This is a genomic window from Bradyrhizobium sp. NC92 (assembly GCF_025200865.1).
GTDB lineage: Bacteria > Pseudomonadota > Alphaproteobacteria > Rhizobiales > Xanthobacteraceae > Bradyrhizobium.
The window spans coordinates 740869-767840 of record NZ_CP104171.1 but is presented as its reverse complement, the minus strand read 5'-3'; the positions used below and the strand labels follow the sequence as shown (position 1 = coordinate 767840).

The following is a 26972-nucleotide window of genomic DNA, read 5'->3' as shown; positions in this document are numbered from 1 at the left end:
TTTGGCGTTGAGAGGTCACAGACATCGGTGCTTGCGAACGGCCGCGGCGATTGCCACGGGCGTGCTGGCTTTTCCGACTGCCGGCCGCGCGGCCGATCTGCCGCTGAAGGCGCCGGCCTTGAGAGCGGTCTATGACTGGACCGGCCTCTATATCGGCGCGCATGCCGGCTACGGTCGCGGCTCGTCGCATTTTGCGCTGAACGACGGCACCGCACTCAGCGACAGCGGCGTCTTCAGCGGCATGATTGGCGGCGTGCAGGCGGGCTACAATTACCGCCTCAACTCCGGCTGGCTGGTCGGCGTGGAAGGCGATTTTACGTTTCCCAACTACATCACGTCGAATTCGATCGTCTCGTTCCTGGCGACGCCCGCCAACACCGTCACGCAGCAATGGGACTACACCGCGAGCCTGCGCGGGCGCGTCGGCTACACCAGCGGTCCGTGGCTCGTCTATGCCACCGGCGGCTTTGCCTGGATGGGCGAACGCTATTTCGACGCGCCGGCCTCCGGCGCCGAAATCCCGAAGATCCTGAACACACGTCCTGGCTGGGTCGCAGGCGCCGGCGTCGAATACGGTTTCGCGCCGCATTGGAGCGCGCGGCTCGAATATCTCTACAGCCGCTTCGATAGTGCCAACGTCGCCTTCTCCACGGGCGCGCAATACACGTCCTCGTCGCTCGACTTCCAGCAGGTCAGGCTCGGCCTCAACCGCAAGGTCGATTGGCCCGGCATGCCGGGCTATAACCCGAAGAGCTCGCTGATCGACACGGAATCGGATCGCTGGGAGATCCACGGCCAGAGCACCTATCTGCCGCAAGGCTATCCATCGTTCCCCGCGCTCTATACCGGACCGAACTCGCTGTCGCCGTCGCGACAGGCCAAGGCGACGTGGAGCAACAGCCTGTTCCTGAACGCGCGGCTGTGGGACGGCGGCGAGGTCTATTACAATCCCGAGCTGCTGCAGGGATTTGGGCTCAACGACACGGTCGGTGCGGCCGGCTTCCCGAACGGCGAAGCGCAGAAATCGAACTTCCCCTACCCGCACTACAACACCTCGCGCCTGTTCGTGCGCCAAACCTTCGGCTTCGGCGGCGAGCAGGAAGAGCTGGCGAGCAGCCAGCTGCAGCTGGGACAGAAGGTCGACGTGTCGCGCCTCACCTTGCAGGCCGGCAAGTTCCCCGTGGTCGACGTGTTCGACGGCAATGCCTATGCCAAGGACACCCGCAGGGATTTCATGAACTGGTCGCTCTGGGCGCCCGGCGCCTTCGACTATTCCGCCGACAAGGTCGGTCTCACCTACGGCGTCACGGCCGAACTCAACCAGAAGCAATGGGCGCTGCGCGGCGGCTATTTCCTGATGGTGTCGGAATCCAATTCGAATCATTTCGACACCAGGGTCGGCGAGCGCGGCCAGTACGTGCTTGAGCTCGAGACGCGCTTCTCGCTGCTCGGCCAGCCCGGCAAGCTCAGGACCATCGGCTGGCTCGACAGCGCCAATATGGGCAGCTTCCGCGAGACGCTGAACAATCCCGCGCTCAATCTCGACATCGCGCAGACCCGGCGCGGACGCCTGAAGTACGGCTATGTGCTCAATCTCGAGCAGGCGATCACCGACGATGTCGGGCTGTTCGGCCGCTGGAGCTGGAACGACGGCCGGTTCGAAACGCTGGCCTTCACCGACATTCATCGCAGCCTGTCCGCGGGCTTGTCGATCAAGGGCACGAGATGGGGCCGGCCGGACGACGTGATCGGCGTCGGCGGCGCGATCAACGCGATCTCGCAGGATTATCGCGACTTCCTTGCCGCCGGCGGCCTCGGTGTCCTCGTCGGCGACGGCGCGCTGAACTACCGCAAGGAACGCATCCTCGAAACCTACTACGCCTATGCGGTGAACAAGAACATCACCCTCACCGCCGACTATCAGCTCATCGTCAACCCGGCCTACAACGCGGACCGCGGACCGGTGTCGGTGTTTTCGGGCCGGCTGCACGGGGAGTTCTGAGCTGCGGCTCAGAACAGGAGCGCGACACCCGAGACGAACAGCAACGCCAGCACGATCTTGCGGAACGCGGCCTCGTCGATCCGGCCGAACAGTTTCAGCCCGAGCCAGGTGCCGGCGAACAGAAACGGCAGGCCGAGCGCGAACAGCTTCGCCGTGTCTGATGTGAGCGATCCGTTGGCACCGAGCCAGAACGCCGCCATGGCGAATACCACGACGGCGACCGGCTGGAACGTGGCACGCTGCGCGTCCTTGGGCAGGCCGCGCAAATTACACCAGATGGTGACGACGATGCCGGCAAGGCCCGTCAGCCCGCCAAGCAGGCCGTTGACGAAGCCGACCGTCATGTCAGCGGCCGGCGGCACGACGACCGCGATTTGAGCTGCGGCCGGAAGAATGCATAGAGGCTGTAGGCGATCAGGACAGCTCCGACCGCGATGCGAACACTCTTCGGATCGGCCCAGGTCAGGAGTGACACCCCGGTCGGCACACCGATGACTGCACCGACGATGAAGGGCCACAGCCGGTGCCAGTCGAGCGCGCTGCGCAACTTCCAGACCGAATAGCCCTGCACCAGAAGGCCGAAGCCGACGATCAGGCTGGCACTCTGAAGTGGCGTCAGCACGTAAAGCCACAACCATGCCGCGACCAGGCCGAAGGCGAAGCCGGAGAGGCCGGCGACGAACGCGCCGGCGAAGGTGGCCAACAGAAAAAGCGGAAGCTCGATTGCGATCCCGTCCATTGCTCGCTCCATAGATCAGCGAGCAGCGCTTGCGTGGGATCACCACTTCACGGGGAGGCTGCGACATCCCCAGGATGCAAGTCTAGGTGAAGCGGCCTCTTTGCACAATGACCTCGTTATGCCGCGCGGATCGCGTCCAGGAATTTTCCGACCTCGGTCTTGAGCCGGCTGCTTTCGCCCGAGAGCGACCTCGCCGATGCGAGCACGTTGGAGGAGGCCGATCCGGTTTGGCTCGCGCCGCGCTGCACGTCGACGATGCTGGCCGAGACCTGCTGGGTGCCGCGCGCGGCCTGCTGCACGTTGCGTGAGATCTCGCGCGTCGCCGCGCCCTGCTCCTCGACCGCTGCGGCGATTGCGGACGCGATCTCGGACATGCGGGAGATGGTGTCGCCGATCGACTTGATGGCGCCGACGGAGTCTTCGGTGGCGGCCTGGATCCCTGCGATCTGCTGGCTGATCTCGCCGGTGGCCTTGGCGGTCTGCTCGGCCAGCGCCTTGACCTCGGAGGCGACGACGGCGAAGCCGCGACCGGCCTCGCCGGCGCGCGCCGCCTCGATGGTGGCATTGAGCGCCAGAAGATTGGTCTGGCCCGCGATCTGGCTGATGAGCTCGACGACGTCGCCGATCCGGCCTGCGGCCCTGGCGAGCTCGCCGACATGCTCGTTGGTCCGCCCCGCCTGCTGCACGGCCTCGCCGGCGATGCGCGCGGAGTCCTGAACCTGGCGGCTGATCTCGTCGACCGACGAGGCCATCTCCTCGGCCGCGGCGGCAACGGTCTGCACGTTGGTGGAGGCCTGCTCGGAGGCGGCAGCGACGGTCGCCGTGACCTTTTCCGATTGCTCAGCCGAGCTCGTCAGCGTTCCCGCGGAGGCTTCCAGCTCGGAGGATGCCGACGAGACGGTGTTGATGACGTCGCCGATCATGGCTTCGAACTCACGCGCGACCTGATCCATGCGCTGGCTGCGCTTCAGCTTCGCTTCCGCTTCGGTCGCGGCCGCCTCGTCGGCGGACTTCTTGGCGAGCAGCGAATCCTTGAAATGCTGGAGCGAGCCGGCGACCTGGCCGATCTCGTCGCTGCGGCCCGTCGCGGGAATCTCGACCTCATGCTGCCCTACGGCGAGCGCTCCGATCACGTCGGCGATCCGCCCGAGCGGCGTCACCACGCGCCTGCGCAGCATGATGGTCACGCCACCGAGCGTACCGAGCAGGGCCAGCACGGCGATTCCGGCGAGCGCGAGCATCGCCAGCGCGCCGTCGCGCGCGGCCGAGGCACGCTCGGCGGCTTCCGCCAGCGCAGCGTCGCGCACGCCGTAGAACATCTGGATGGCCGGGACGATGACCTTCGCCAGCTCGTCGGCGGTGATGCCGTACTTGCCGTCGCTCTTCGCCGCAGGCATCTCCCTCTCCACGACCGAGGCTGCTTTTCCAAAATAGGATTCCGTCGCGGCCTTCAGCGTCGTGGCGATCCGGGGCGGATTGCCGAGCTGCTCCATGCCGGCTTCGATGCGCTCGCGGTCGGCTTCGACGCGTCCCTGCATGCGATCCATCAGCGCGAATTCGGCCGCCGCCAGGGGGCGGCGTGCGGACAGCGCCGGCGACAATGTGGCGGCGCGGCTGCCGGCCGAAACGCGCAGATCCTGCGCCGTTCGCGCCAGGCTCAAGAGCGCGGCGAGCGAGGAATCGGCATTGACGACCTGTCCTTCGAGCCGGTTCATGATGGGCTCGATGTTGCTGATAACCTCGGCAACGGCAGGCAGGAAGCCCTTGACCACAGCGCTGTCGCGCGCCGCAAGGGGAACGCTCATTGCGCGATCGGCCGCCGTGTAAACGTCCTTGAGCCGACGGGCGGCGCGATCCAGGATTTCGATCATCGCGGCGCCGTCATCGACCGCCATGAGCGCGCGTCTTGCGGCCTCGCATCCGGCATCGGCCGCTTTCGCCGCCTTCCCGGCAGCTTCGGTCTGCGCCTGCGTTGCCGCGCCTTCCTGGAAGATGGGGGTGATGTAGGGCGCACGAAGGCCAGCGACGTGCTGGCTCACCGTTAGCATCGCACCGAACGCTTCCACCGTCTTGATCGCGTCGGAGCGGTTCGTGAAGATGCGCGTCTGCGGTATAAGCACCTCGGCGCCGAGAATGACTGCAAACACCGTCACCGTCAGCATCGACAGCGCGAAAAGCTTCCCGATCCGCATCCTCAGGTCCCCGAATATTATTTCTGCAAGCGCGAAAACTAGCCGCCGGCCACTAAGGGCTCGTTAAGCACCGATCCGTAGTTCCGCGGGGTGTCAGGTCGTCGCGGGACCCCTTGGCACGCTGTCGCGTACCGGTTCCCTTTGCCCGACGAATGCGCAGAATCGCCAGCACTTCCGCACCGAATACCTATATCAATGGCTTGCGCCGGCCCCCGGTCACACTTGCCTACCTCCGGAACGTCAATGCTCTCGCTCGAACTCGTCATCGTCGTCGTCCTGATCGTCATCAACGGCCTGCTGTCCATGTCCGAGCTGGCCGTGGTCTCGTCCCGTCCGGCACGGCTGTCGCTGCTCGCGGCCAAGGGCGTGCGCGGCGCCGAACGGGCGCTGACGCTGGCGGCCGATCCCGGCAAGTTCCTGTCCACGGTCCAGATCGGCATCACGCTGGTCGGCGTGCTCTCCGGCGCGTTCTCCGGCGCCACGCTCGGGCAGCGGCTGACGCAATGGCTGCTCGAGCTTGGTCTGTCCCCCGGCATTGCCGACATCGTCGGCGTCGGCATCGTGGTCACGCTCATCACCTACGCCACCCTGATCGTCGGCGAGCTGGTGCCGAAGCAGGTGGCGCTGCGCGACCCCGAAAGCATCGCGGTGCGGGTCGCGCCGGCGATGCACGCGCTTGCGAAAATATCCCTGCCGCTGGTCTTTCTGCTCGACATCTCCGGCAAGCTGATCCTCGCGCTGCTCGGCCGCGGCGGCAAGGCCGAGGAGAAGGTCTCGGAGGACGAGATCCATCACCTCGTCAGCGAGGCCGAGAGCGCCGGCGTGCTCGAGCCCGGCGAGAAGGAGATGATCGCCGGCGTGATGCGGCTCGGCGACCGGCCGGTCGGCGCGGTCATGACGCCGCGCACCGAGGTCGACGAGATCGACCTGAACGACGATCCCGCCGCCGTCCAGGAGATCATCGCCAAGAGCCCGCATTCGCGCTTTCCCGTCTCCGACGGCGACCGCGACAAGCCGATCGGCGTGCTCCAGGCCAAGGACCTGCTGGTCGCCTACATGAACGAACGCAACCCGGACCTGCGCGCGCTCGTGCGCGAGGCGCCCGGCATCCCGGTGTCGGCAGATGCGCGCGACGTGCTGACCATCCTGAAAGCGGCGCCCGTTCACGTCGGGCTCGTCTACGACGAATACGGCGCGTTCGAAGGCATGGTGACGGCCGCCGACATCCTCGAGTCGATCGTCGGCGCCTTTCATTCCGAGGAAGGACCGCCCGAGCCGGCCTTCATCCGGCGCGACGACGATTCGCTGCTGATCTCCGGCTGGATGCCGGTCGACGAGTTCGGCGAGCTGCTCGGCATCGAGCTGCCGCCGCATCGCTACAACACGGTCGCAGGCCTCGTGCTGCAACAGTTCAGCATGCTGCCCAATGTCGGCGACGCCTTCGATTTCGGCGGCTGGCACATCGAGGTGGTCGATCTCGACGGGCGGCGGATCGACAAGATCTTGGCCAGCCGGCTGGGCGAGCAGGCGGCGGCGTGAGCGCGCCTCACCCGAACCGCACCCCGATCCGCTTTTCCTTGCGCCAGACCACGGTGCAGCGCAGATGCCTGCCGTCGGCCTGAACGAACAGGGTGAAATGATCTGGAATGCCGACGGGGCTGGTGACGTCGAGTGCGGCGCCGGTGTCGGAGAGATTGCGGACGGTGCAGTCGATCGCGCCGCCGCCGAACTCGATCGTTCCGGCCTTCAGCACGCGATGTCGGGCTTTGTCGCGTCGCTCGTCCATGGGGCAAATCTACACCCAAAGTTGAACCAGAGGTTAAACCCACCCTCCGCTCTCGGCAATTTGACGCCTCTGGCCTGCGGCAGCGGCGGCCGGAATGTCACAGCGCGGGCTGGAACGTCTCGGCGCGCGCCATCTGCCAGGCGTCGCGGAACCGCGGGTCTTCCGTGCCTTCGAGCAGCTCGCCCGGACGCAGCGCCGGATAGAGCTGCGCGAAGGACTTCACCTGGGTCGTCGACGTCCGTTGGCTGAAATGGATCGGCCGCAGCTGCTGCGGATGTTCGAGGCCGGCCGCAGCGATCAATTCGGTCAGCGAGTGCAGCGTGGCGTGGTGATAATTGTGCACGCGATCGATCTTGAGCGGCACGTAGAGCGCGCGCGCCCGCGTCGGGTCCTGCGTCGCCACCCCGGTCGGGCAGCGATCGGTGTGGCAGCTCAACGACTGGATGCAGCCGAGCGAGAACATGAAGCCGCGCGCCGAGTTGCAATAGTCGGCGCCGATCGCCATCGCCCGCGCCATGTCGAAGGCGGTGGCGATCTTGCCGGAGGCGCCGATCTTGATGCGGTCGCGCGCATTGATGCCGACCAGCGCATTGTGGACGAAACTGACGCCCTCGCGCATCGGCATGCCCAGATGATCCATGAACTCCAGCGGCGCCGCGCCGGTGCCGCCCTCATTGCCGTCGACGACGATGAAATCCGGATAGATCCCGGTCTGAAGCATCGCCTTGCAGATCGCCAGGAATTCCCAGGGATGGCCGATGCACAGCTTGAAGCCGGCCGGCTTGCCGCCTGAGAGGCGGCGCATCTCGGCGATGAACTGCATCATGCCCACAGGCGTCGAGAAGGCGCGATGCGAGGCCGGCGAGATGCAATCCTCGCCCATCGCGACGCCGCGGATCTTGGAGATCTCCTCGGAGACCTTGGCGGCCGGCAGCACGCCGCCATGGCCGGGCTTGGCACCCTGGCTGATCTTGAGCTCGACCATCTTGATCTGGTCGTCGCCGGCGACGCGCGCGAACGCTTCGGGATCGAAGCTGCCGTCGAGATGGCGGCAGCCGAAATAGCCGGAGCCGATCTCCCAGATGATGTCGCCGCCCATCTCGCGGTGATAGGGGCTGACGCCGCCCTCGCCGGTGTCGTGCGCGAAGCCGCCCTGCCTGGCACCGGCGTTCAATGCCCGCACCGCATTCGGGCTGAGCGCGCCGAAGCTCATCGCCGAGATGTTGAATACCGAGGCCGAATAGGGCCTTGCGCAATCCGGTCCACCGATCACGACACGGAATTTCTCCGTGGCATGCGCCTTCGGCGAGACCGAGTGATGCATCCACTCGTAGCCCTCGCGATAGACGTCCTCCTGTGTGCCGAATGGGCGCTTGTCGAGCTCCATCTTGGCGCGCTGATAGACCACCGCGCGGGTGTCGCGCGAGAACGGCATGCCGTCCTTCTCGCTCTCGAAGAAATATTGCCGCATCTCCGGGCGGATCTCTTCGAGCAGAAAGCGGATATGCGCGGAAATCGGATAATTGCGCAGCACCGCGTGGCTCTTCTGCAGGAGATCGCGGACGCCGAGCAGGGTCAGCGCGCCGAAGATCAGGATCGGGATCAGCAGGATGTCGAAGATCTTGCGGTCGGCGATGCCGATGCCGATCAGGAGCGCGGTGACCACCGCGCAGATCGTCAACACGATGAAGCGCGGCGAGAAGGGCAGCAGCAGGGTTTCCATGATCCCCTCCTCCGCCAGCGGCAGGCGTTTCGGGGATGCATGCGTCTTGGTGTCGTCGGCCACGTTTCCGATCCTCTCGCCAGCAGAAGGCGTCACGATACGCCCGCGCTTGTCATACGGATATGACGCCGCCCTTGTTTCAGGCTAGCGAATTCGGCTGGCGCAGATCAATCCGCCGAGAGGATAGGCTTTTGCAGTGCAGCAGAGGCGGCCGAATCGAGCAGGCTGCAGCGGCCGCAACCAAGCAGTGTCCCGGGCAAGCGCAGACCCCCGGACCCAGAATGCAACGCCAAGCGATGCGGAGAGATGGGCCCCGGCTCTGCAGCGCATCGCCGAAGGGGCGCTGCGCTGTGTCCGGGGCACGATGGCGTGGCGCTTAGCGCTCGACGAAGGCCTTCTCGATCACGAAATGGCCGGGCTTGTTGCCGCTGCCTTCGATGAAGTCGCGGCTCTCGAACATCGCCTTCAGCTCTTCGAGCATCGCCGGGCTGCCGCACATCATGATGCGGTCGGTTGCGATGTCCAGCGGACCTTGGCCGATGTCGTTGAAGATCTGCTCGGAGCTGATCAGATCGGTGATGCGGCCGCGGTTCCGGAACGGCTCGCGGGTCACGGTCGGGTAGTAGATGAGCTTGTCCGCGAGCAGCTCGCCGAACAGCTCATCCTCGCGCAGGGTCGCAACCAGCTTCTCGCCATAGGCGAGCTCGGAGACCTGGCGGCAGCCATGCACCAGCACGATCGTTTCGAACTGCTCGTAGACCTCGGGGTCCTTGATCAGGCTGGCGAACGGCGCAAGGCCGGTGCCGGTCGAGAGCAGCATCAGCCGCTTGCCGGGAAGCAAATTGTCGGTGATCAGTGTGCCGGTCGCCTTGCGGCCGACCAGGATGGTGTCGCCTTCCTTGATCTTCTGCAGGCGCGAGGTCAGCGGACCGTCCTGCACCTTGATCGAGAAGAACTCGAGCTCTTCCTCGTGGTTGGCGCTCGCCATGCTGTAGGCGCGCAGCAGCGGCCGGCCATCGACCTCGAGGCCGATCATGGCGAACTGGCCGTTCTGGAACCGGAAGCCGGTGTCGCGGGTGGCGCGGAAGCTGAACAACGTGTCGGTCCAGTGGTGGACGGAAAGAACCTTCTCTCGGTAAAACGCGCTCATGATTTTCGATATTCCGAATAGCTGCGGTTTTAGGGCAAAAGCGTTGCCCGGCCCTGAAACGGGGCGGTCACCATTTGCCATGGCGGAGGATTTCGCGTGTGTGATCTACGCCATTGAGACCAATAATCAACCTCGTTTCGGATGCAATTGATGCCGGTCAAACCGGCATTTGCGGCAGAACTGGTCACATGATTAAGGAATCTGCTGCCTGGCGCGCGCGGAGGATAATTTCTTTTCCCTCGCGGGCTTCATTGCAGCACTTAATTTCCGCCGCGCTCGCGGGAATTTCATTAAGAATAGCTCTGATTTTCACCCGGTTTGGCGCCGGTGCCCGCATTTTTGCGGCTTTTGGCGCCAGGGACGACGAAACACCATGGCAAGCGGCGAGCGGATCTTCGTTCAGGCGATCAGGCGCTATTGCGCGGCGCGGGGCATCGCGGTCGATGTCCGCTCCGCCGGCTGGCTCATCGCGATGCGCCGGGGACCGCGGCGGCACTTCGCCTTCGGCTACGACATCGGCCTCAACAGCGCCATCGCCCATCGCCTCGCCAACGACAAATCAGCCACCGCCGAGGCGCTGACGCTGGCGGAGGTGCCCTGCATTCCGCATCGGCTCTTCCTCAGCCCGAAGCTGGGCGTGCATGTCGCCGGCGCCGATTGGCGCGAGGGGATGCTGGCGCTGCTCGCCGAAAATCCGCAGGGCGTGGTGGTGAAGCCGAACGAGGGGACATCAGGGCGATCGGTGTTCAAGGTCACGACCGAGGCGGAGCTCGACCACGCGGCCAGCGAGGTCTTTTCGATGAGCACGGGGCTCGTGATCTCGCCCTATGTCGCGATCGAGCAGGAGGTCCGCGTGGTGCTGCTCGATGATGCGCCCCGCGTCGTCTACAGCAAGCAGCGCGGCTCGGATTGGCGGCACAATCTCGATGCCGGCGCAAAGCCGGTGCTGCTGCAGGACGGCGAGGTCCGCGCGGCCTGCGTGAAGCTCGCGATCGATGCCGCGCGCGCCATCGGCATCGTCTTTGCCTCGATCGACGTGGTTCGTGTCGACGGCGAATGGAAGCTGCTCGAGATCAATTCCGGCGTGATGATGGAGACGCTGGCCAAGCTGCATCCGGCTCTGGTGCAGGCGACCTATGACGCGGCGCTGGACCGGGTGTTTGATAAAACTTAGCTGCAAGCACGCTGCACCCTCTCCCCTTGTGGGAGAGGGTGGCTCACCGCGTAGCGGTGAGACGGGTGAGGGGTCTCTTTCCGCGCGCGAGCCTCTTGCAACAGGACTCGCGGATGCAACCCCTCATCCGGCGCTTCGCGCCACCTTCTCCCACAAGGGGAGAAGGGAAGTAAGCGCTAATTATTCGCGCTCGCCGAATCGTCCATGGCCTTGAACGCCTCTTCCAGCTGCAGCGAGATCGGCACGTTCAGGCGCTCGCCTGTGGGCAGCCTTGCGGTGAACCATTTGTTGTAGAGCGGGACGAGGTCGCGGTTGGAGCCGAGCTTGCGGAAGGCGCGCTCGACCACGGCGGCGAGTTGCGGCTCGCCCTTCCTGAACATGATGCCGTAGGGATCGTAGGACAGATAGTCGCCGGTGACGCGGAACTTGTCCTGCGCCTTGTGGCGCGCGATCAGGCCGAACAGCAGGATGTCGTCGGTCGCGAACGCATCCGCCTTGCCGTCGGCGAGCATCTGGTACGATTGCTCGTGGTCGGGCGAGGTGACGATGTTGAGGCCGAGCGAGAACTTCTTGTCGGCCGCATGCATCGCCTGCTCGTTGGTGGTGCCCTTGGTCACCACCACGGTCTTGCCCTTGAGATCGGTGACCGAAGCGACGGTCGAGGCCTTCGGCACCATCAGCTTGGTGCCGGCGACGAACATCAGCGGCGAGAAGGCGACGCGCTTGCCACGCTCGGCATTGGCCGTGGTCGAGCCGCATTCGAGATCGATCTTGTTCTGGAGCACGGCGTCGATGCGGTCGTCCGAGGTGACCTTGACGTAGTCAATCCTGAGATTGGAATCGTCGACCTCGACGCCGATTTCCTCGACGATGGCTTCGCACAGTTCGAGGCTGTAGCCGATCGGCCGTCCCGACTGGTCGAGGAACGAGAACGGCGGTGAGCTCTCGCGATAGCCGAGCCGCACGGTGTGGGCCGACTTGATGGCCGACAGTGTCGGGCTGAGCCCCTCGCCGGCGGTCTGGGCGTGTGCCGACGTCGCGCACGAGGAGGCCGCGAGCAACGACGCGGCGAGCAAGAGGGCGCCTGAGGTCAGCGGCCTCGCCAATATCCTGCCCATGGCGCGCTCCTATCCATGGCCGGCCATCGCGGGCACCTCGCCCGGGACCACGTCGTCGGGCACGACGTCGCCGGGGCCAAGCTCGTGCTCGGGGCCGAGCTCGCCCTCCCATTTGGCCACGACCGAGGTCGCAAGCGTGTTGCCGATCACGTTGGTGGCGCTGCGGCCCATGTCGAGGAAGGTGTCGATGCCCATGATCATCAGGAGGCCCGCCTCGGGAATGTTGAACTGCGCCAAGGTCGAGGCGATCACGACGAGAGAGGCGCGCGGCACGCCGGCGACGCCCTTCGAGGTGATCATCAGTGTCGCCAGCATCGCGAGCTGGGTGCCGAGCGGCATGTCGATATGATAGCTCTGCGCGATGAAGACGGCCGCGAAAGTGCAGTACATCATCGTGCCGTCGAGATTGAAGGAATATCCGAGCGGCAGCACGAAGCTCGAGATCCGCGACGAGGCGCCGAAGCGGTTGAGCGCCTCGAGCGTCTTCGGATAGGCCGCCTCCGAGCTCGCGGTCGAGAACGCGATCATCAACGGCTCGCGGACCAGCTTCAAGAGATGGCTGTAGCGCGGACCGATCACGATGAAGCCGACGATGACCAGGATGGTCCACAGGATCGCCAGCGAGAGATAGAAGCCGCCCATGAACACAATGAGCTTCCACAACACGGCGAGACCGTTCTTGGCCACCGTTGCGGTGATCGCCGCCCACACCGCGAGCGGCGCGAACAGCATGACGTAGGCGGTCACCTTCAGCATGATGTGGCCGACGTCGTCGATCATGGCGAGGATCGGCTTTGAGCGTTCGGGCATGGAGCCCATCGCCACCGAAAAGAACACGGCGAAGATCACGATCTGCAGAATCTCGTTCTGCGCCATCGCATCGGCGATCGAGGTCGGGATCAGATGGGTGAGGAATTTCTCGATGGAGAAGGCCGAGACCGGCAGGCCGGTCGATTGACCCGCCTGCGGCAGCGTGCCGGGGAAGTTGGCGCCGGGCTGCAGCAGATTGACCATGATCAGGCCGAGCAACAGCGAGACGAAGGATGCGCTGACGAACCAGCCCATGGTCTTGGCGAAGATGCGGCCGAGCTTGGAGCCCGAGCCCATATGGGCGATGCCGCCGACCAGGGTCGCGAACACCAGGGGCGCGATGATCATCTTGATCAGGCGCAGGAACATCATGGCGATCAGGTTGATGGAGGAGGCCCAGTCGGCGCGCGTGTCCGGCAGGAAGTTGTAGATCGCCGAGCCCATGACGATGCCCAGCACCATCGCGGCCAGAATGTATTGCGTGAACCTGTTGGACATCGCTTACCCCCACGTACACCGGCGCTTCATAGTGTCGCAGATATGACAGCGACGCAACACGCTTTGCGTGCACGCGCCATGGCGCGATGTTCCCGTTGCGCAACGCCAGCGCGCGATCTAGCCTTCGTGCAGCGCACAACACATGCGGCTTGCACGTTTTCCTTGCGGCGGCTGCACCAATAATCGTCAAACAAATGAAGAGGGAAACGCCATGAGCGGCAACATCAATCGCCAGATTCTGCTGGTGGAAAAGCCCAGCGGCAAGCTCGGCCCCGAGCATTTCAAGATGATCGAGGGCGCGATGCCGGGACCGAAGGACGGCGAGGCCTTGCTGCGTGTGCGCTACATCTCGCTCGATGCGGCCAACCGCGCCTGGATGCATGGCGCAACCTATCGTTCCGCCGTCGAGGCCAACAGCGTCATGGCCGGCGGCGCCATCGCCGAGGTGGTCAGCTCGAAGGCGGCGGGACTTGCGCCCGGCGATATCGTGTTCGGCGACACCGGCTGGCAGGAATTCGCCGCCGTGCCGGCGAAGCAGCTGACCAAAATGCCGAAGCTCGAGCCGATGACGCATTTGCTCAGCGTGTTCGGCGTCGCCGGCCTCACCGCCTATTTCGGACTTCTGGAGATCGGCAAGCCCAAAGAAGGGGAAACCGTCGTGGTCTCCGCGGCCGCGGGCTCGGTCGGCTCGATCGTCGGACAGATCGCCAGGATCAAGGGATGCCGCGTCGTCGGCATCGCCGGCGGCGCCGACAAGTGCCATTGGCTGACCTCCGAGCTCGGCTTCGATGCCGCCGTGGATTACAAGGACGGCGCATTGTTCAAGGCGCTGCGCGCAGCGGCGCCGAAAGGCATCGACGTCTATTTCGACAATGTCGGCGGCGACATTCTCGAAGCCTGCCTGCCCCAGATGAACAATTACGGCCGCATCGCCTGCTGTGGCGCGATCTCGCAATATGACGGCGCGCCGTCTGCACATGGGCCGCGCGGCGTGCCCGGCCTGATCGTGGTGAAGCGGCTGACCATGCAGGGCTTCATCGTGATGGACTACATGAAGGACAGCGAGCGCGCGCTGGCCGATCTCCAGGCCTGGGTGAAATCCGGCAAGCTCAAGGTGCAGGAGGACATTCTCGACGGACTTCAGAACACGCCGAAAGCGCTGATCGGATTGCTTGCAGGCGAGAACCGCGGCAAGCGCATGGTGAGACTGACGACCTAGTCGCGTCGCGATTGCGGCGACATTATCCACTTGCGGTAGAGGCCAAAGCGGCCAAAGATGCCGCTCGCGAGCTGACCCTCGCGACGATTGCGCTTGCATATCTTTTCAAAAATAGTCGGCATTCCCGACCGGGCAGGAATTCATGCAAATGTTCAACACGTTGAAACATGCATCGACGCGCACCGCGTTGCTGGCGACGGTACTCTTCGCAAGTGCAACAGGAGCGTTCGCGCAGACCGAGGCCGAGAAGAACGCCATCCGGTCCGCATGCCGCTCCGACTACATGGCGCATTGCTCGAGCGTGACGCCCGGCGGAGTGGAGGCGGTTCAATGCCTCGCCAAGAACATGTCGAGCCTGTCGTCGGGGTGCCAGGCTGCCGTTCGCGCGGTCGAGCAGGCCGCCGCGCCGAAGACCGAAGCGGCGCCCGCCAAATCTGAACCGGCCAAGTCTGAGCCCGCAAAGACGGAAGCGGCGCCCGCCGCCGAGCCCGCAGCCAAGCCGGCAGCGGCAGCAAAGCAGCCGAGCCCCGCGCAGGTGTCCGCGATCAAGGGCGCCTGCCGCGGCGATTACCCCAAGGTCTGCGCCAGCGTGCCGCCGGGCGGCGCGCCCGCGGTCGAATGCCTGGAGAAGAACAAGGCGAAGGTGTCGGCGGGCTGCGCCAAGGCCATCAATGCGGCTTTCGGTGGCGGAGCGACCCCGCCTGCGTCCGGTGCTGCACCGGCCGCAGCGGCAGCGCCTGCCGCGGCACCTGCCGTCATCGTGCTGCGGCCCTTGCTGCCGCGCGAAGAGCTGTTCATCGCGCGGTCGGCCTGCGGCGCCGACATCCGCACCCTCTGCGCCGGCGTGGCGCCCGGCGGCGGCCGGATCATCCAGTGCATTTCCACCCGGGCGGCATCGCTCTCGCCGGCCTGCAAGGAGGTGCTCGCGCCATTCGCCGCCAGATAAGGCGGACGCAGCACGAAAGATGAATTGCGGCGTACGCGACCGGATGCGCGCACGCTGACACAGATACTTTCTTCAGACGCAGCTTCGATCACGACAAGCCCCGGGAGGACAACATGCGTTCATTGCTGCTCGTTGCTTCTGCGCTCTTCGCGTTCGCCGCCACCATGACCTTCGAGGCCACTGACGCCAATGCGGTGGTGTGCGCCCGCGGCGTGGTTCGCGCCGGCTGCGCCGGCCCGAATGCGGCCGTGGTCGTCCGCAAGCCCGTGCCGGTGGTCCGCTGTACCAGGGTTCTGGTGAACGGGGTCTATGTGAAGCGCTGCGTCTGACCCCCCCGGTGGCCAATCCGCCCCGGGTTGGCTATGATTCGCGCCTGACGGTTTCGGATCCGCAAAACGCGCGTCCGGATAACGGGCTTTGGCGTGCCACGCGCTGGCGATAATTCCGCTGGCGCTGGACGCCGGAGCACATTAGTCTACCCCTAGATAGTAAGTATACTGTCAATTAGGGAGGCAGGCGTTGCGGATCGCCGTGATTGGCGGGGGGCCCGGTGGGCTCTACTTCGCCTATCTCTGGAAGAAGCGTCACCCCGAGGATCAGGTCGACCTGTTCGAACAGAACCCGGCCGACGCGACCTGGGGCTTTGGCGTCGTGTTCTCCGAACAGGCGCTGGAGTTCCTGCGCACCGACGACCCCGAGACGGTCGATGCGATCGCCCCGCACATGGAGAGCTGGGAGAACATCACGCTGAACCTGCATGGCGACAGCGTCGCCATCGACGGCGTCGGCTTCTCCTCGATCGGCCGGCTGGAGCTGCTCAAGTTCCTGCAGCAGCGCGCGTTCGATGTCGGCGTCACCCCGCGCTTCGACACGCAGATCCAGGCGATCGACCAGCTCAACGGCCACGATCTGATCGTCGCCGCCGACGGGCTGAACTCGCTGGTGCGGCGCGCCTATGAGGGCGATTTTGGCACCTCGCTGTCCTACTCATCCAACAAGTTCGTCTGGTACGGCACCTCGAAACGCTTCGACACGCTGTCGCAGACCTTCGTGAAGACCGAGCGCGGCGCCTTCAACGCCCATCACTACCGCTATTCGCCGACCATGAGCACCTTCCTGGTCGAATGCGATCACGCCACCTGGCAGGCCTATGGTTTCGCCTACAAGGACGTCGAGCAGTCCAAGGGCGTCTGCGAGGAGGTGTTCGCCGACACGCTCGGCGGCCATTGCCTCGTCTCCAACAAATCGGTCTGGCGCAATTTTCCCTGGGTCTGGAACGAGCACTGGTCGTTCAAGAACATGGTGCTGCTCGGCGATGCCCTGCATTCCGCGCATTTCTCGATCGGCTCGGGCACGCGGCTCGCGATCGAGGACGCCATCGCCCTCGTCAAGGCGCTGGAATCGGATGCGCATCTTGCGACCGCGCTGCATCGCTATCAGGCCGCGCGCAAGCCCATCGTGCAGAAGCTCGTCAACGCCGCGCGCACCAGTGCTTTCTGGTACGAACATTTCGCCGAGCACATGAAGCTTCCCCTGATGGACTTCGCCTACAGCTATATCACCCGCTCCGGCCGCATCGACGATTCCCGGCTGCGCGCAATGTCGCCGGCCTTCATGACCCGCTACGAGGCGGCCAAGAACGGCGGAGACCGCGGCGGAGACAACGGCGGAGATGCGGCATGAGCCATGACATCCGTGACCAGGTGCCGGCGGACAGCGAGGGGGCGCGCGAGATCGGCTTTGCCGTTCCTGAAATTTACAATGCCAGCCGTGTGCTGTTCGACAATCTCGGCAAGGGCCGCGGCGAAAAGCTCGCGCTCCTGGGCCCTGCAGGCACGCGCACTTACGCCGAGCTCTGCGCGGAGGCCTGCCGCTGGGGCAACGGTCTCGCCTCGCTTGGCCTTGCGCGCGGCGACCGCGTGCTGTTGTTTCTCGACGACACGCCGGCCTACCCCGCCGCCTTCTTCGGCGCGGTGCGCGCCGGCTTCGTGCCGCTGCTGATCAACACGCTGACGCCGCCGGACCTCCTGCAATTCTATCTCGCCGATTCCGGCGCGACTGTCGCGGTGGTGGATGCCGAGTTCGCGGCGCGCTTCGATGCGGAGGCTTGCAAGGAGACGAAGCTGCATACGCTGATCGTCGCCAATGGCGCGGCCGGCGAGCACGCGGCGCGGCGGGCGCTCGCGGCGGCGAGCTTGCTCGCGCAATTCCCTGCTGAGCTGGCGGAAGCGGCAACGCAGCGCGACGAAATGGCGTTCTGGATGTACTCCTCCGGTTCGACCGGACGGCCCAAGGGCATCGTGCACCTGCAGCACGACATGGCCTATAGCGAAGCCGCCTTTGCGCGGAACGTGCTGAAGCTGACGCCTGATGACATCTGCTTCTCGGTGCCGAAGATCTTCTTCGCCTACGGCTTCGGCAATTCCGTCACCTTCCCGTTCTCGGCCGGCGCCGCAACGCTGCTGCTGCCGGGGCAGCCGAAGCCGGCGTCGATCTTCGCGGCGATCGAGCAATACAAGCCCACGGTCTTCTTCGGCCTGCCGACGCTGTACACCGCGCTGACCAAGGCCGAAGGGGCGGACAAGACGGATTTCTCGTCGCTGCGCATGGCGCTCTCCGCCGCCGAGGTGCTCTCGGCCGAGGTCTTCAACGGCTGGAAGACGCTCACGGGGCTCGAAATCGTCGAAGGCCTCGGTTCGACCGAGGTGCTGCACATCTATCTCTCCAACCAGCCCGAGCAGAAGAAGCTCGGCGCCGCGGGCCTGCGCGTCCCCGGCTACGAGGTCGCGCTGCGCGACAAGGACGGCCGCGACGTCGGCGACAACGAGGAAGGGATTCTCTGGGTCCGCGGCGATTCCAACACGCCGCTGTACTGGAACCGGCCTGACAAGTCCGCGGAGACCATTCGCGAGGGCGGCTGGATCTACACCGGCGACCGCTTCGTGCGGGATGTCGACGGCTTCCACTTCTTCCGCGGCCGCGCCGACGATCTCATCAAGATCTCGGGACAGTGGGTCTATCCGCTCGAGGTCGAGCTGTGCCTCGCCGATCACCCCGACATCCGCGAATGCGCCGTGTTCGCCGCCGAGCTGCCGGACCGTCGCATGACGCTGAAGGCGGTGGTGGTGATGAACAACCGCGCGGTGAACCGGAGTGAGGCGACGCGCAGGCTGCAGGACTATGTGAAGGGCAAGCTGCTGCCCTACAAATATCCGCGCGAGGTGATCTTCATCGACGAGCTGCCGAAGACGGGTACGGGCAAGATCGATCGGCAGGCGTTGCTGCGGATGTGAGGCGACGGCGTTGCCACACTCACCGCAATCGTAGGGTGGGCAAAGCGGAGCGTGCCCACCATTGCAAAATAGGAGAGAAATCGTGGGCACGGCGCAAGCGCGCCTTTGCCCACCCTACGAGATCGCGCGCTGGGCTGGGCCGGGGCGCCCCCTCACCCCGCCTTCCCAAGATGCTCCAGCGCGTCCTCCGCGCGCAGCGGCACCCGTGACGCCTCGTTGTTGAGATCGACCAGCTGCGCCAGCAGGCCCATCAAGGCCTTGCGGTCCGCGGGCTTGAGCGGCTCCAGCATCCGCTCCTGCGCACGCTCGACGGCGGGAATGATCTCGCGCAGGATCGCAGCGCCCGACTTGGTCAGATAGAGCAGCTTGATCCGCTTGTCCTCGGGTGCCGGCTTACGCTCGATATAGGCCTTGGCCTGGAGACGTTCGATCACGCTGCCGAGCGTCGAGCGGTCGAAGGCGATCACCGCCGACAGCCGCGTCGCATCGATGCCGGGATGGGTGTGGATCGCGACCAGCGCGGCATATTGCACCGGAGTGAGGTCGAACGCCTTGCACTCCTCCATGAAGATCGAGACCGCGATCTGCTGCATGCGCCGGAACAGATAGCCCGGCGCGGCATAGACCGCGTCGATCGTGATCGGAGGGGGCGGCTTACTCGGCATCGGGCTGCTTCTCCGGTGCGGCATCGGCAAACGCCGCCAGCGCCTTGGCGGCAGCCTCGGCCTGGAGCAGGCGCGGATAGGCGGAGACGTCGACGCCGAAGCGGCGCGCATTGCCGAGCTGCGGCACGAGGCAGAGATCGGCCAGCGACGGCGCATCGCCGAAGCAGAACGGACCCGGCTCGGCCTTGATCAGCGTCTCGCAGGCCGACAGGCCCTCGCGATTGACCCAGGCGGCCCAGTCCTGGACCTTCTCCTCGGGCAGGCCGAGCTCGCGCAGCCGCGCCAGCACTTTCAGGTTCTGCACCGGATGGGTGTCGCAGGCGATCGCCAGCGCGAAGGCGCGCACCTTGGCGCGGCGCAGCGGATCCTTCGGCAGCAGTGGCGGATTGGGATGGGTCTCGTCGAGCCATTCGATGATCGCCACCGATTGCGTCAGCACGCCACCTGCATCGTCCTCCAGCGCCGGCACCAGGCCCTGCGGATTGATGGCGAGATAAGAGGGTGCGCATTGCTCGCCCTTGCGCAAATGATGCGGCAGATGCTCGGCGCCGAGCCCCTTGAGGTTCAGCGCGATCCGCACGCGGTAAGCGGCGCTGGAGCGGAAATAGCCGTGCAGCTTCATGGAGAGCCTCCCTCATTTTCTGTCATTCCGGGGCGACGCGCCAGCGTCGAGCCCGGAATCCATAACCACGATCGGGAGTATGGATACCGGGCTCGCGCCTTGCGGCGCGCCCCGGAATGACACGATCTTGTGTGTCGTTCGTCAAGTTGACGCTACCTAGATCCTCAGTATACTGTCAATCAACAAAACGATCGGGAGCCGCAACCATGGAAGCCGTGACCAAGACGCCGGAACGCGAGGCGTTCTACAAGAAGATCGACGGCGAAAACCTCACCGCGCTGTGGACGGTGATGAGTGACCTGATCACGCCAGAGCCGAAGAGCGCCTGCCGGCCGCACCTCTGGAAGTTCGACGTCATCCGCGACTACATGACCGAGGCCGGCAAGCTCATCACCGCCAAAGAGGCCGAGCGGCGCGTGCTGGTGCTGGAGAACCCGGGACTGCGCGGGCAATCCAAGATCACGACCTCGCTCTATGCCGGCGTGCAGATGGTGGTGCCCGGCGACGTCGCGCCCGCGCATCGCCACAGCCAATCGGCGCTGCGCTTCGTGCTCGAAGGAAAGGGCGCCCACACCGCGGTCGACGGCGAGCGCACCGCGATGGAGCCGGGCGACTTCATCATCACGCCTTCGATGACCTGGCACGATCATTCCAACGAGACCGATCAGCCGATGTTCTGGCTCGACGGCCTCGACATCCCGCTGGTGCAGTTCTTCGACTGCTCCTTTGCCGAAGGCTCGAAGGAAGATCAGCAGAAGATCACGAAGCCCGCGGGCGACAGCTTTGCCCGCTATGGCCACAACCTCTTGCCCGTCGATGTGAAGCGGAGCTCGAAGACCTCACCCATCTTCAGCTATCCCTATGCCTACACGCGCGAGGCGCTGGAGAAGGCCAGGACGAGCCAGGAATGGGACGCCTGCCACGGCCTCAAGCTGAAATTCAGCAACCCCGAGACCGGCGATTTCGCCATGCCGACCATCGGCACCTTCATCCAGCTGCTGCCGAAGGGTTTTGGCACCGCGCGCTATCGTTCGACGGACGCAACGGTGTTCTGCCCGATCGAGGGCCGCGGCCGCAGCCGCATCGGCGATACCGTGTTCGAATGGGGGCCGCGCGATCTGTTCGTGGTGCCGAGCTGGCACTGGGTCACGCACGAGGCGGATGAGGACGCCGTGCTGTTCAGCTTCTCGGACCGGCCGGTACAGCAGAAGCTGGATCTGTTCAGGGAAGATCGTGGGAACGCGTGACGGTCGCACTGCCAACCACATCGTCATTGCGAGCGTAGCGAAGCAATCCAGAATCTTTCCGCGGGGACAGTCTGGATTGCTTCGTCGCAAAAGCTCCTCGCAATGACGGTTGGCTACCTCCAGTGCAACAGTCTCGTAGGGTGGGCAAAGGCGCAACGCGCCGTGCCCACGTCTTCGCGACGCGTGAAGGAATCGTGGGCACGCTTCACTTTGCCCACCCTACTGCAGCGGTGAATGCCGCTACCGCCAGTGCAACAGCCGCGTCTCCAGCCAGCCGATCACCTTGCCCACTGCGAGGCCGAACACCGACAGGATCCCGACGCCCGCGAGCAGCTGATCGGTCTGCATCAGGTTGCCGGCCTGCAGCACGAAGGCGCCGATGCCGTATTGGGCGCCGATCATCTCGGCGCTGACGACCAGCAGCAACGCGACGGAGGCGGTGATGCGGAAGCCGGCGAGGATCGCCGGCAGCGCGCCCGGCCAGATCACCTTGCGCACGATGGTGGCGAAGGGGACGTTGAAGCTCTGCGCCATGCGGATCAGGTTGCGTGGCACGGCATCGACGCCGCTATAGACCGAGATCGCGGTCGAGAAGAACACCCCGAGTGCAATCGTCGCGATCTTCGGCTCTTCTCCGATGCCGAGCCAGAGAATGAGCAGCGGCAGCAGCGCAATCTTCGGGATCGGAAACAGCGCCGATATGAAGGTGATGCCGACGCTGCGCGCGAGGCGCGACAGGCCGATGGCAAAGCCGACGGCGACGCCGGCCGCCGTTCCCACGAGCCAGCCGACGCCGATCCGCAGCAGCGAGGCCGAAACATGCTGCCACAGTGCGCCGGAGACCGCGAGCTGATAGATCGCGCGGACAATCGCAGCGGGGGTCGGCAGAAACAGCGCATTGACGAGGCCGGCGCTGCCGGCGGCTTGCCAGATCGCGATGACGAGGCCGAGCGCGATCCAGCCGCCAAACCGGCTCGACGCAGGCACGAAGCCCGCACCACGAAAGCGGACGCGCCGCGTCGGTTCGTTCCTGGCCGTCGTGTCCGTTGCCGCGCGGTCAAGCATGCTGGACCTCGCGCTCGGCATCGATCGCCTCGTTGCGGATCAGCGACCAGATCTGATTCTGCAGCGCCAGCAGTTTTTCGCGCGCCGCCGCTTCGCCGCGCGCCGCGCGCGTCATCGGCACGGTGACGACCTCGCGGATGCGGCCGGGCCGCCGCGACAGCACCACGATGCGGTCGGCGAGCCGCGCCGCCTCTTCGAGATTGTGGGTGACGTAGACCGCGCCCATGCCGCCATCGGCGAGCAGGCGGATGAAATCCTCCATCAAGAGCTCGCGGGTCTGCGAATCCAGCGCCGAGAGCGGCTCGTCCATCAAGAGGATCGCGGGCCTCACCGCGAGCGCGCGCGAGATGCCGACGCGCTGGCGCATGCCGCCGGAGAGCTGCTTGGGATAGGTCTGACGAAAATCGGTGAGGCCGGTGCGGCGCAGCGCATCCTCCACCAGGGCGCGGCGCTGCGCGGCCGAGAGCTGGGTGTGCAGCAGCGGGAATTCGACGTTTTCCTCGACCGTGGCCCAGGGCAGCAGCGCAAAGTCCTGGAACACGAAGGTCAGCGGATTGAGACTATCCGCCGGCGGCGCGCCGCGCAGCTCCGGCGCGCCGGAGGTCGGCTGCAACAGCCCGCCGAGGATCGACAGCAGCGTGCTCTTGCCGCAGCCGGAGGGCCCCACGATCGCCACCACCTCGCCGGCACCGACGGTGAAAGAGACGTCGTCGAGCACGGCGAGATCGCCGAAGCGATGGGTGATGTGGTTGGCGATCAGCTCCATGCGATGAGCCCGGGCTCTTCACCCTCCCCTGGAGGGGGAGGGTCGGTTTGCATGCAGCGAAGCGAAATGCAAACCGGGGTGGGGTGACGGTCTATCCGCGACAGCGCTGATGATGCCCGCTCTTGAACTCTCCGCGCGTGGGCGGAGCAAACGACGGACAGACCGCAGCCGTGGCTCACCCCACCCCGCTCGCTCCGGACGATGCTGCGCATCGCCGGCGCGATCGACCCTCCCCCTCCAGGGGAGGGTGGCAGATAGCCGGCGGCGAGAGACTGCATCATCAGCATCAATCCGCCTTCACGAATTCCTTCACAATGATCGCATCCGCATCAAAGCCCTTGTCGGCAAAGCCCTGCTCCTGCAGCCATTTGATCTGGTTGTCGACGTTCTTCACGTCGAGCTTGCCCTCGGGATCGATATAGGCGCAGTTGCCGACCACCTGTTCGACCGGCAGGTTGGTGTACTTTGCGATGATCTCCAGCAGCGGCCTGGTCTGTTCGTTGATCGGGGCGACACCGTCCTTCATCGCGGTGAGGATGACGTCGTGATATTCGCGGTCGGCTTTCGCGAGCACGCCGAGGAATTTCGTCACCAGCGCCTTGTTGGCCAGCGTCTTTGGCGAAGCGAATACCGCACCCAGCTGCCACGGCGTCTCGTCGCCGACCCACCCCAAAAATTTCGCGCCACCCTCGTCCATCAGCTTTCGCGCGGTCGAGATCGGGAGCAAGGCGGCATCGACGGTCTCGCCCTTGAGCGCGGCGGCGGCATTCGACAGCGATTGCAGCGGCACGATCTTCACGTCCGCCAGCTTGAAGCCGTATTTGTCGGCGAGCAGGCCGAGCGAATAGTGGAAGCTCGATCCGACCTGCGTCATCGCCACGCGCTTGCCGGCGAGGTCCTTCGGTGTCTTCAGGCCGCTCGCATAGGCGTTGTTGCTGGCGAAATAGCCGATCAAGGGGTAGCCGGGCTTCTCGCGGCTCATGCCGCCGATCACCTTCAGCACTCCCTTGCCGGCGAGATTGTAGAGCCCGGCGGTGAAGGCGGTGACGCCGAAATCGACGTCGCCCGAGGTGGTGGCGACCGCAATCGGCTGCGCTGCGTCGAAGAACTTCAGCTCGATATCCAGGCCGGCCTCACGGAAATAGCCCTTGTCCAGCGCGATGAAGACCGGCGCCGACGAAGACAGGCGGAGCACGCCGATCTTGGCTTTCAGCGCATCCTCGGCCCGCGCCGTGCCCATTGCCATGATCGCCATCAGGCCCGCTACCGCGAGCCGCGCAATCCCGATCATCCCGTTTCCTCCGCTTTGTCTTGCAGTGCGTCACAGGCCTTCGGGCACCGCCTGGTCCCCTCCGATGAAGGCGCCCTGTTGTTTCAACGTTTCCTGCAACTTTTCAATGGGGATTTCGCGTGGAATTCGGTTTCCGGACAGCGCCAGCGCGGCGGCGGAACCGGCGGCCTCACCCATCGCGAAGCAGGCCCCGGAGACCCGCGCCGCCGACTGTCCCTCATGGGTCATCGAGGCACAGCGGCCGGCGACCAGGAGATTGTCGACGCCTTCAGGGACCAGCATCCGGTAAGGCAGCTCGTTGTAGCCGCGCGATTCCGGGATCGGCGGGAAGGTGAAGACGACGTCACCGGGCACATGGGCCTCGATCGGCCAGCCGTTGACGCCGATGCAATCGGCGAACGAGGCACAGCCGAGCACGTCCTCACCGCTGAGCTGGTAGCCGCCTTTGATGCGGCGGGTCTCGCGGATGCCGAGCTGTGGCGGCAGGTCGACGATGTAGGACTTCTCAAACCCCGGCACCGCGCTGCGCAGGAATTCGTACGCGGCGAGCGCCTGCTTGCGCCCCTCGATCTCGCCGCGGGTGAGATCGTCGGGCTCGATTCCGTTGATGGCGTGACCATCCTCGCGCGCCACCTGGGTGAAATTCACCCGCCATTCGATGCCGGATTTCTGTGGCCGCACGATCGCGCTTTTCCGCGGAAATCTGTGCGTGCCGGCGGCGATCGCCTTCTCCATCAATTGCGGAATGGTGCGCCAGGCCTCGCCGGCCTTGGCGGGATCGATGCCGTTGAGCCGCAGCATCATCGAAGGATACAGGGGATGGCCATTCTCGTCGCCGACCTCGAACGGCGCGCCGGCCCACACGGCGAGATCGCCGTCGCCGGAACAGTCGATGAAGATCTCCGCGCGCACCGCCTGGCGGCCGGCCCTGGTCTCCACCAGCATCGCGTTGATGCGACGCTCACCAGCCATGACGACGCCGGCGCCGAGGGCATGGAACAGGATATTCACCTTGTGGCTAGCCAGCAGCTCGTCGGCCGCGATCTTGTAGGCGGCGGTGTCGTAGGCCTGGGCAAACACCTTGCCCAGGATCAGATGCGGCGCGTTGAGACCGTTCAAGCGATCGATCCGCGCCAGCAGCTCCGAGGCCAGACCCTGCACCAGCCGCCGGTGCTCGCCATGGACGTTGCCGTGCAGGCCGCAGAAGTTGGTGACGCCGGCCGCGGTGCCCATGCCGCCGAGAAAGCCGTAGCGCTCGATCAGCAGCGTTTTCCGTCCCGCGCGCGCCGCTGCGGCCGCCGCCACGATGCCGGCCGGGCCGCCGCCGAGCACGACGACTTCATATTCGCCGTAGAGCGGTACTTTGCGCGCTGGTTCATCGATCGTCATGGCCGGCATGGCGCGTTCCTTCCCGGAATCTGGTTCGAACTGGATCACGACTTAGCCGGCGGTCCTCATGCCCGCAAGATCGCGGTTGCTCGCCATCGGTGAACCTGAGACAAGTGCGGCCATGAATTCGATCATCGTCAGGTACTGCTTCGCCGCTTCTATTGCCCTCGCGCTCACGGCCCTTCCCGCCGCAGCCGTGGAGCAAAACTGCCGCTTCGTCCCGGCCAAGGCCGATCGCGAAGCCTGCTACAAGAGGCAGGAGGAAGAACTTGCGGCGAAGCGCAAGCCGGCCGCGCCGGCGGCTGAGAGCACGACGCTCGAAACGCTGCGCCAATTGCGCCAGGACGACGACGCCGTCTACCGCAGCATCAACAATATCTGCCGCGGCTGCTGACGCCTAACCTTTGCCACCGCCCCAGTTCGCCGCCCGTTTCTCTGCGAACGACGCAAGCCCTTCCGCCGCCTCGGCGCTCTGGCGCTTGAGCGAGTGCAATTGCACGAGCCGCGTATACGCCGCATCGTCCACCGCCATGCCGCCGAACGAGCTCTCCAGCGCGAGTCGCTTGGTCTCGGCCATCGCCTCGGGTCCGTTGGCGAGCAGCTGCTCGACCACCTTGACGCCTGCGGCCTCGAGATCGGCGAGCGGCACCACCTCGTGGACGAGGCCGATGCGGCGGGCATCTTCGGCGCCGAAGCGTTCGCCGGTCAGCGCGTAGCGACGGACCTGGCGGACGCCGATGGCATCGCAGAGCTGCGGGATGATGATCGCTGCGGTCAGGCCCCAGCGCACCTCGGTGATCGAGAACAGGGCGTTGTCGGCGGCAATCACGACGTCGCAGGCCGCGATGACGCCGGTACCGCCCCCGAAGCAGCCGCCCTGCACCAGCGCGACGGTGGGAATCGGCAACGTGTTGAGCCGCTGCACGGCTTCGAACGTCGCCCGCGAGGCCGCCTCGTTCGCCTCGCTCGATTGCGGCCGCACGCTGTTGATCCATTTGAGGTCGGCGCCGGCCTGGAAGTGCTTGCCGTTGCCCCGGAGCACGACGACGCGCAGATTGGGCTTGCTGCCGAGGTCGTCCATGGCCGCGAGCACGCCTGAGATCAGCGCGGCGTCATAGGCATTGTTGACCTCCGGCCGGTTCAACGTGACGGTCGCAACCCCGCGTTCATCGAGGCTCCACAGGACGGGGCTGGCAGTCATCGGCGGTCCTCCGGTTGTTTGCCGCGCACTATGGCTGAGGGCGCGTGCCCTGATCCATATCTTTCCGGCGTAGGGC

The 26972-nt window shown here is 65.4% G+C and carries 25 protein-coding genes; 10 read left to right on the top strand and 15 right to left on the bottom strand.

All coding sequences use genetic code 11. The annotated features are described in order from the left end of the window. The first annotated feature begins 31 nt into the window (after positions 1 to 31). Positions 32 to 2002 (top strand): carbohydrate porin, encoded by a 1971-nt coding sequence (locus N2602_RS03595; protein ID WP_172786630.1) that lies wholly within the window; start codon positions 32 to 34, stop codon positions 2000 to 2002. An 8-nt stretch (positions 2003 to 2010) separates the two neighbouring features. Here N2602_RS03595 and N2602_RS03590 read toward each other — a convergent pair whose 3' ends face one another. From N2602_RS03590 to N2602_RS03580, 3 genes are all read right to left on the bottom strand, one after another. Further along, positions 2011 to 2364 carry a TSUP family transporter gene (locus N2602_RS03590; RefSeq protein ID WP_260381788.1) on the bottom strand — a complete coding sequence of 118 codons (354 nt, stop codon included), beginning with the start codon at positions 2362 to 2364 and terminating at the stop codon, positions 2011 to 2013. Then, positions 2343 to 2741, bottom strand: coding sequence for a sulfite exporter TauE/SafE family protein (locus N2602_RS03585; protein ID WP_260381787.1), 399 nt, complete (start codon positions 2739 to 2741; stop codon positions 2343 to 2345). Before N2602_RS03585 ends, N2602_RS03590 begins: the two co-directional genes overlap by 22 nt. A 116-nt stretch (positions 2742 to 2857) precedes the next feature. After that, positions 2858 to 4933 carry a methyl-accepting chemotaxis protein gene (locus N2602_RS03580; protein WP_260381786.1) on the bottom strand — a complete coding sequence of 692 codons (2076 nt, stop codon included), beginning with the start codon at positions 4931 to 4933 and terminating at the stop codon, positions 2858 to 2860. A 243-nt stretch (positions 4934 to 5176) separates the two neighbouring features. Between N2602_RS03580 and N2602_RS03575 the strand changes: the two genes are divergently transcribed. Beyond that, positions 5177 to 6472, top strand: a complete 1296-nt coding sequence (locus tag N2602_RS03575) for a hemolysin family protein (protein WP_260381785.1) — start codon at positions 5177 to 5179, stop codon at positions 6470 to 6472. A 7-nt stretch (positions 6473 to 6479) separates the two neighbouring features. On the opposite strand, the gene N2602_RS03570 is transcribed toward N2602_RS03575, so the two are convergent. From N2602_RS03570 to N2602_RS03560, 3 genes are all read right to left on the bottom strand, one after another. Then, complete coding sequence (locus N2602_RS03570) at positions 6480 to 6719, bottom strand: PilZ domain-containing protein (RefSeq protein WP_172786626.1); 240 nt, start codon at positions 6717 to 6719, stop codon at positions 6480 to 6482. A gap of 97 nt (positions 6720 to 6816) precedes the next feature. Beyond that, positions 6817 to 8442: an FMN-binding glutamate synthase family protein gene (locus tag N2602_RS03565; protein ID WP_246571920.1), complete on the bottom strand. Its 1626-nt coding sequence runs from the start codon at positions 8440 to 8442 to the stop codon at positions 6817 to 6819. A 376-nt stretch (positions 8443 to 8818) separates the two neighbouring features. Beyond that, complete coding sequence (locus N2602_RS03560; RefSeq protein WP_260381784.1) at positions 8819 to 9592, bottom strand: ferredoxin--NADP reductase; 774 nt, start codon at positions 9590 to 9592, stop codon at positions 8819 to 8821. A 373-nt stretch (positions 9593 to 9965) separates the two neighbouring features. On the opposite strand from N2602_RS03560, the gene N2602_RS03555 reads away from it, so the two are divergent. Beyond that, on the top strand, positions 9966 to 10766 hold the full coding sequence (locus N2602_RS03555; protein ID WP_260381783.1) for a RimK family alpha-L-glutamate ligase: 801 nt from the start codon (positions 9966 to 9968) through the stop codon (positions 10764 to 10766). 176 nt (positions 10767 to 10942) lie between these two features. Here the strand turns inward: N2602_RS03555 and N2602_RS03550 are convergent, their stop codons facing one another. Next, positions 10943 to 11884 (bottom strand): amino acid ABC transporter substrate-binding protein, encoded by a 942-nt coding sequence (locus N2602_RS03550; protein ID WP_260381782.1) that lies wholly within the window; start codon positions 11882 to 11884, stop codon positions 10943 to 10945. A gap of 9 nt (positions 11885 to 11893) precedes the next feature. Then, on the bottom strand, positions 11894 to 13192 hold the full coding sequence (locus N2602_RS03545; RefSeq protein WP_172786622.1) for a dicarboxylate/amino acid:cation symporter: 1299 nt from the start codon (positions 13190 to 13192) through the stop codon (positions 11894 to 11896). A 211-nt stretch (positions 13193 to 13403) separates the two neighbouring features. Between N2602_RS03545 and N2602_RS03540 the strand changes: the two genes are divergently transcribed. The 5 genes from N2602_RS03540 (at position 13404) to N2602_RS03520 (ending at position 18650) form a co-directional block, all read left to right on the top strand. Continuing rightward, complete coding sequence (locus N2602_RS03540; protein ID WP_260381781.1) at positions 13404 to 14411, top strand: NADP-dependent oxidoreductase; 1008 nt, start codon at positions 13404 to 13406, stop codon at positions 14409 to 14411. A 148-nt stretch (positions 14412 to 14559) separates the two neighbouring features. Next, positions 14560 to 15357 carry a cysteine rich repeat-containing protein gene (locus tag N2602_RS03535; protein ID WP_260381780.1) on the top strand — a complete coding sequence of 266 codons (798 nt, stop codon included), beginning with the start codon at positions 14560 to 14562 and terminating at the stop codon, positions 15355 to 15357. Positions 15358 to 15470: 113 nt separating this feature from the next. After that, positions 15471 to 15686: a hypothetical protein gene (locus N2602_RS03530; RefSeq protein ID WP_172786619.1), complete on the top strand. Its 216-nt coding sequence runs from the start codon at positions 15471 to 15473 to the stop codon at positions 15684 to 15686. 190 nt (positions 15687 to 15876) lie between these two features. Beyond that, the gene (locus N2602_RS03525) at positions 15877 to 17040 is read left to right on the top strand and encodes an FAD-dependent monooxygenase (protein WP_172786618.1); all 1164 of its coding nucleotides are present in this window, start codon (positions 15877 to 15879) and stop codon (positions 17038 to 17040) included. Continuing rightward, the gene (locus tag N2602_RS03520) at positions 17037 to 18650 is read left to right on the top strand and encodes a benzoate-CoA ligase family protein (protein WP_260381779.1); all 1614 of its coding nucleotides are present in this window, start codon (positions 17037 to 17039) and stop codon (positions 18648 to 18650) included. Before N2602_RS03525 ends, N2602_RS03520 begins: the two co-directional genes overlap by 4 nt. Positions 18651 to 18802: 152 nt before the next feature. On the opposite strand, the gene N2602_RS03515 is transcribed toward N2602_RS03520, so the two are convergent. Next, positions 18803 to 19315, bottom strand: coding sequence for a MarR family winged helix-turn-helix transcriptional regulator (locus N2602_RS03515; protein WP_260381778.1), 513 nt, complete (start codon positions 19313 to 19315; stop codon positions 18803 to 18805). Beyond that, positions 19305 to 19937, bottom strand: a complete 633-nt coding sequence (gene maiA / locus N2602_RS03510; RefSeq protein ID WP_260381777.1) for a maleylacetoacetate isomerase — start codon at positions 19935 to 19937, stop codon at positions 19305 to 19307. Before maiA ends, N2602_RS03515 begins: the two co-directional genes overlap by 11 nt. A gap of 206 nt (positions 19938 to 20143) precedes the next feature. Here maiA and gtdA point away from each other — a divergent pair, with 206 nt between their 5' ends. Further along, entirely contained in the window at positions 20144 to 21184 is a 1041-nt protein-coding gene (gtdA, locus tag N2602_RS03505) for a gentisate 1,2-dioxygenase (protein ID WP_260381776.1), read from the top strand. 240 nt (positions 21185 to 21424) lie between these two features. Here gtdA and N2602_RS03500 read toward each other — a convergent pair whose 3' ends face one another. The 4 genes from N2602_RS03500 to N2602_RS03485 all read right to left on the bottom strand — a co-directional run bounded on the left by N2602_RS03500 (position 21425) and on the right by N2602_RS03485 (position 25704). Further along, positions 21425 to 22249 (bottom strand): ABC transporter permease, encoded by an 825-nt coding sequence (locus N2602_RS03500; RefSeq protein WP_260381775.1) that lies wholly within the window; start codon positions 22247 to 22249, stop codon positions 21425 to 21427. Next, positions 22242 to 23015: an ABC transporter ATP-binding protein gene (locus tag N2602_RS03495; protein ID WP_260381774.1), complete on the bottom strand. Its 774-nt coding sequence runs from the start codon at positions 23013 to 23015 to the stop codon at positions 22242 to 22244. Before N2602_RS03495 ends, N2602_RS03500 begins: the two co-directional genes overlap by 8 nt. Positions 23016 to 23301: 286 nt before the next feature. Continuing rightward, on the bottom strand, positions 23302 to 24306 hold the full coding sequence (locus N2602_RS03490) for an ABC transporter substrate-binding protein (protein WP_260381773.1): 1005 nt from the start codon (positions 24304 to 24306) through the stop codon (positions 23302 to 23304). Between the two features lie 30 nt (positions 24307 to 24336). After that, positions 24337 to 25704 carry an FAD-dependent oxidoreductase gene (locus N2602_RS03485; protein ID WP_260381772.1) on the bottom strand — a complete coding sequence of 456 codons (1368 nt, stop codon included), beginning with the start codon at positions 25702 to 25704 and terminating at the stop codon, positions 24337 to 24339. Between the two features lie 76 nt (positions 25705 to 25780). Here N2602_RS03485 and N2602_RS03480 point away from each other — a divergent pair, with 76 nt between their 5' ends. Continuing rightward, on the top strand, positions 25781 to 26089 hold the full coding sequence (locus N2602_RS03480; RefSeq protein WP_260381771.1) for a hypothetical protein: 309 nt from the start codon (positions 25781 to 25783) through the stop codon (positions 26087 to 26089). Positions 26090 to 26092: 3 nt separating this feature from the next. Here the strand turns inward: N2602_RS03480 and N2602_RS03475 are convergent, their stop codons facing one another. Continuing rightward, positions 26093 to 26896 (bottom strand): enoyl-CoA hydratase-related protein, encoded by an 804-nt coding sequence (locus tag N2602_RS03475; protein WP_172786609.1) that lies wholly within the window; start codon positions 26894 to 26896, stop codon positions 26093 to 26095. Between the last annotated feature and the right edge of the window lie 76 nt (positions 26897 to 26972).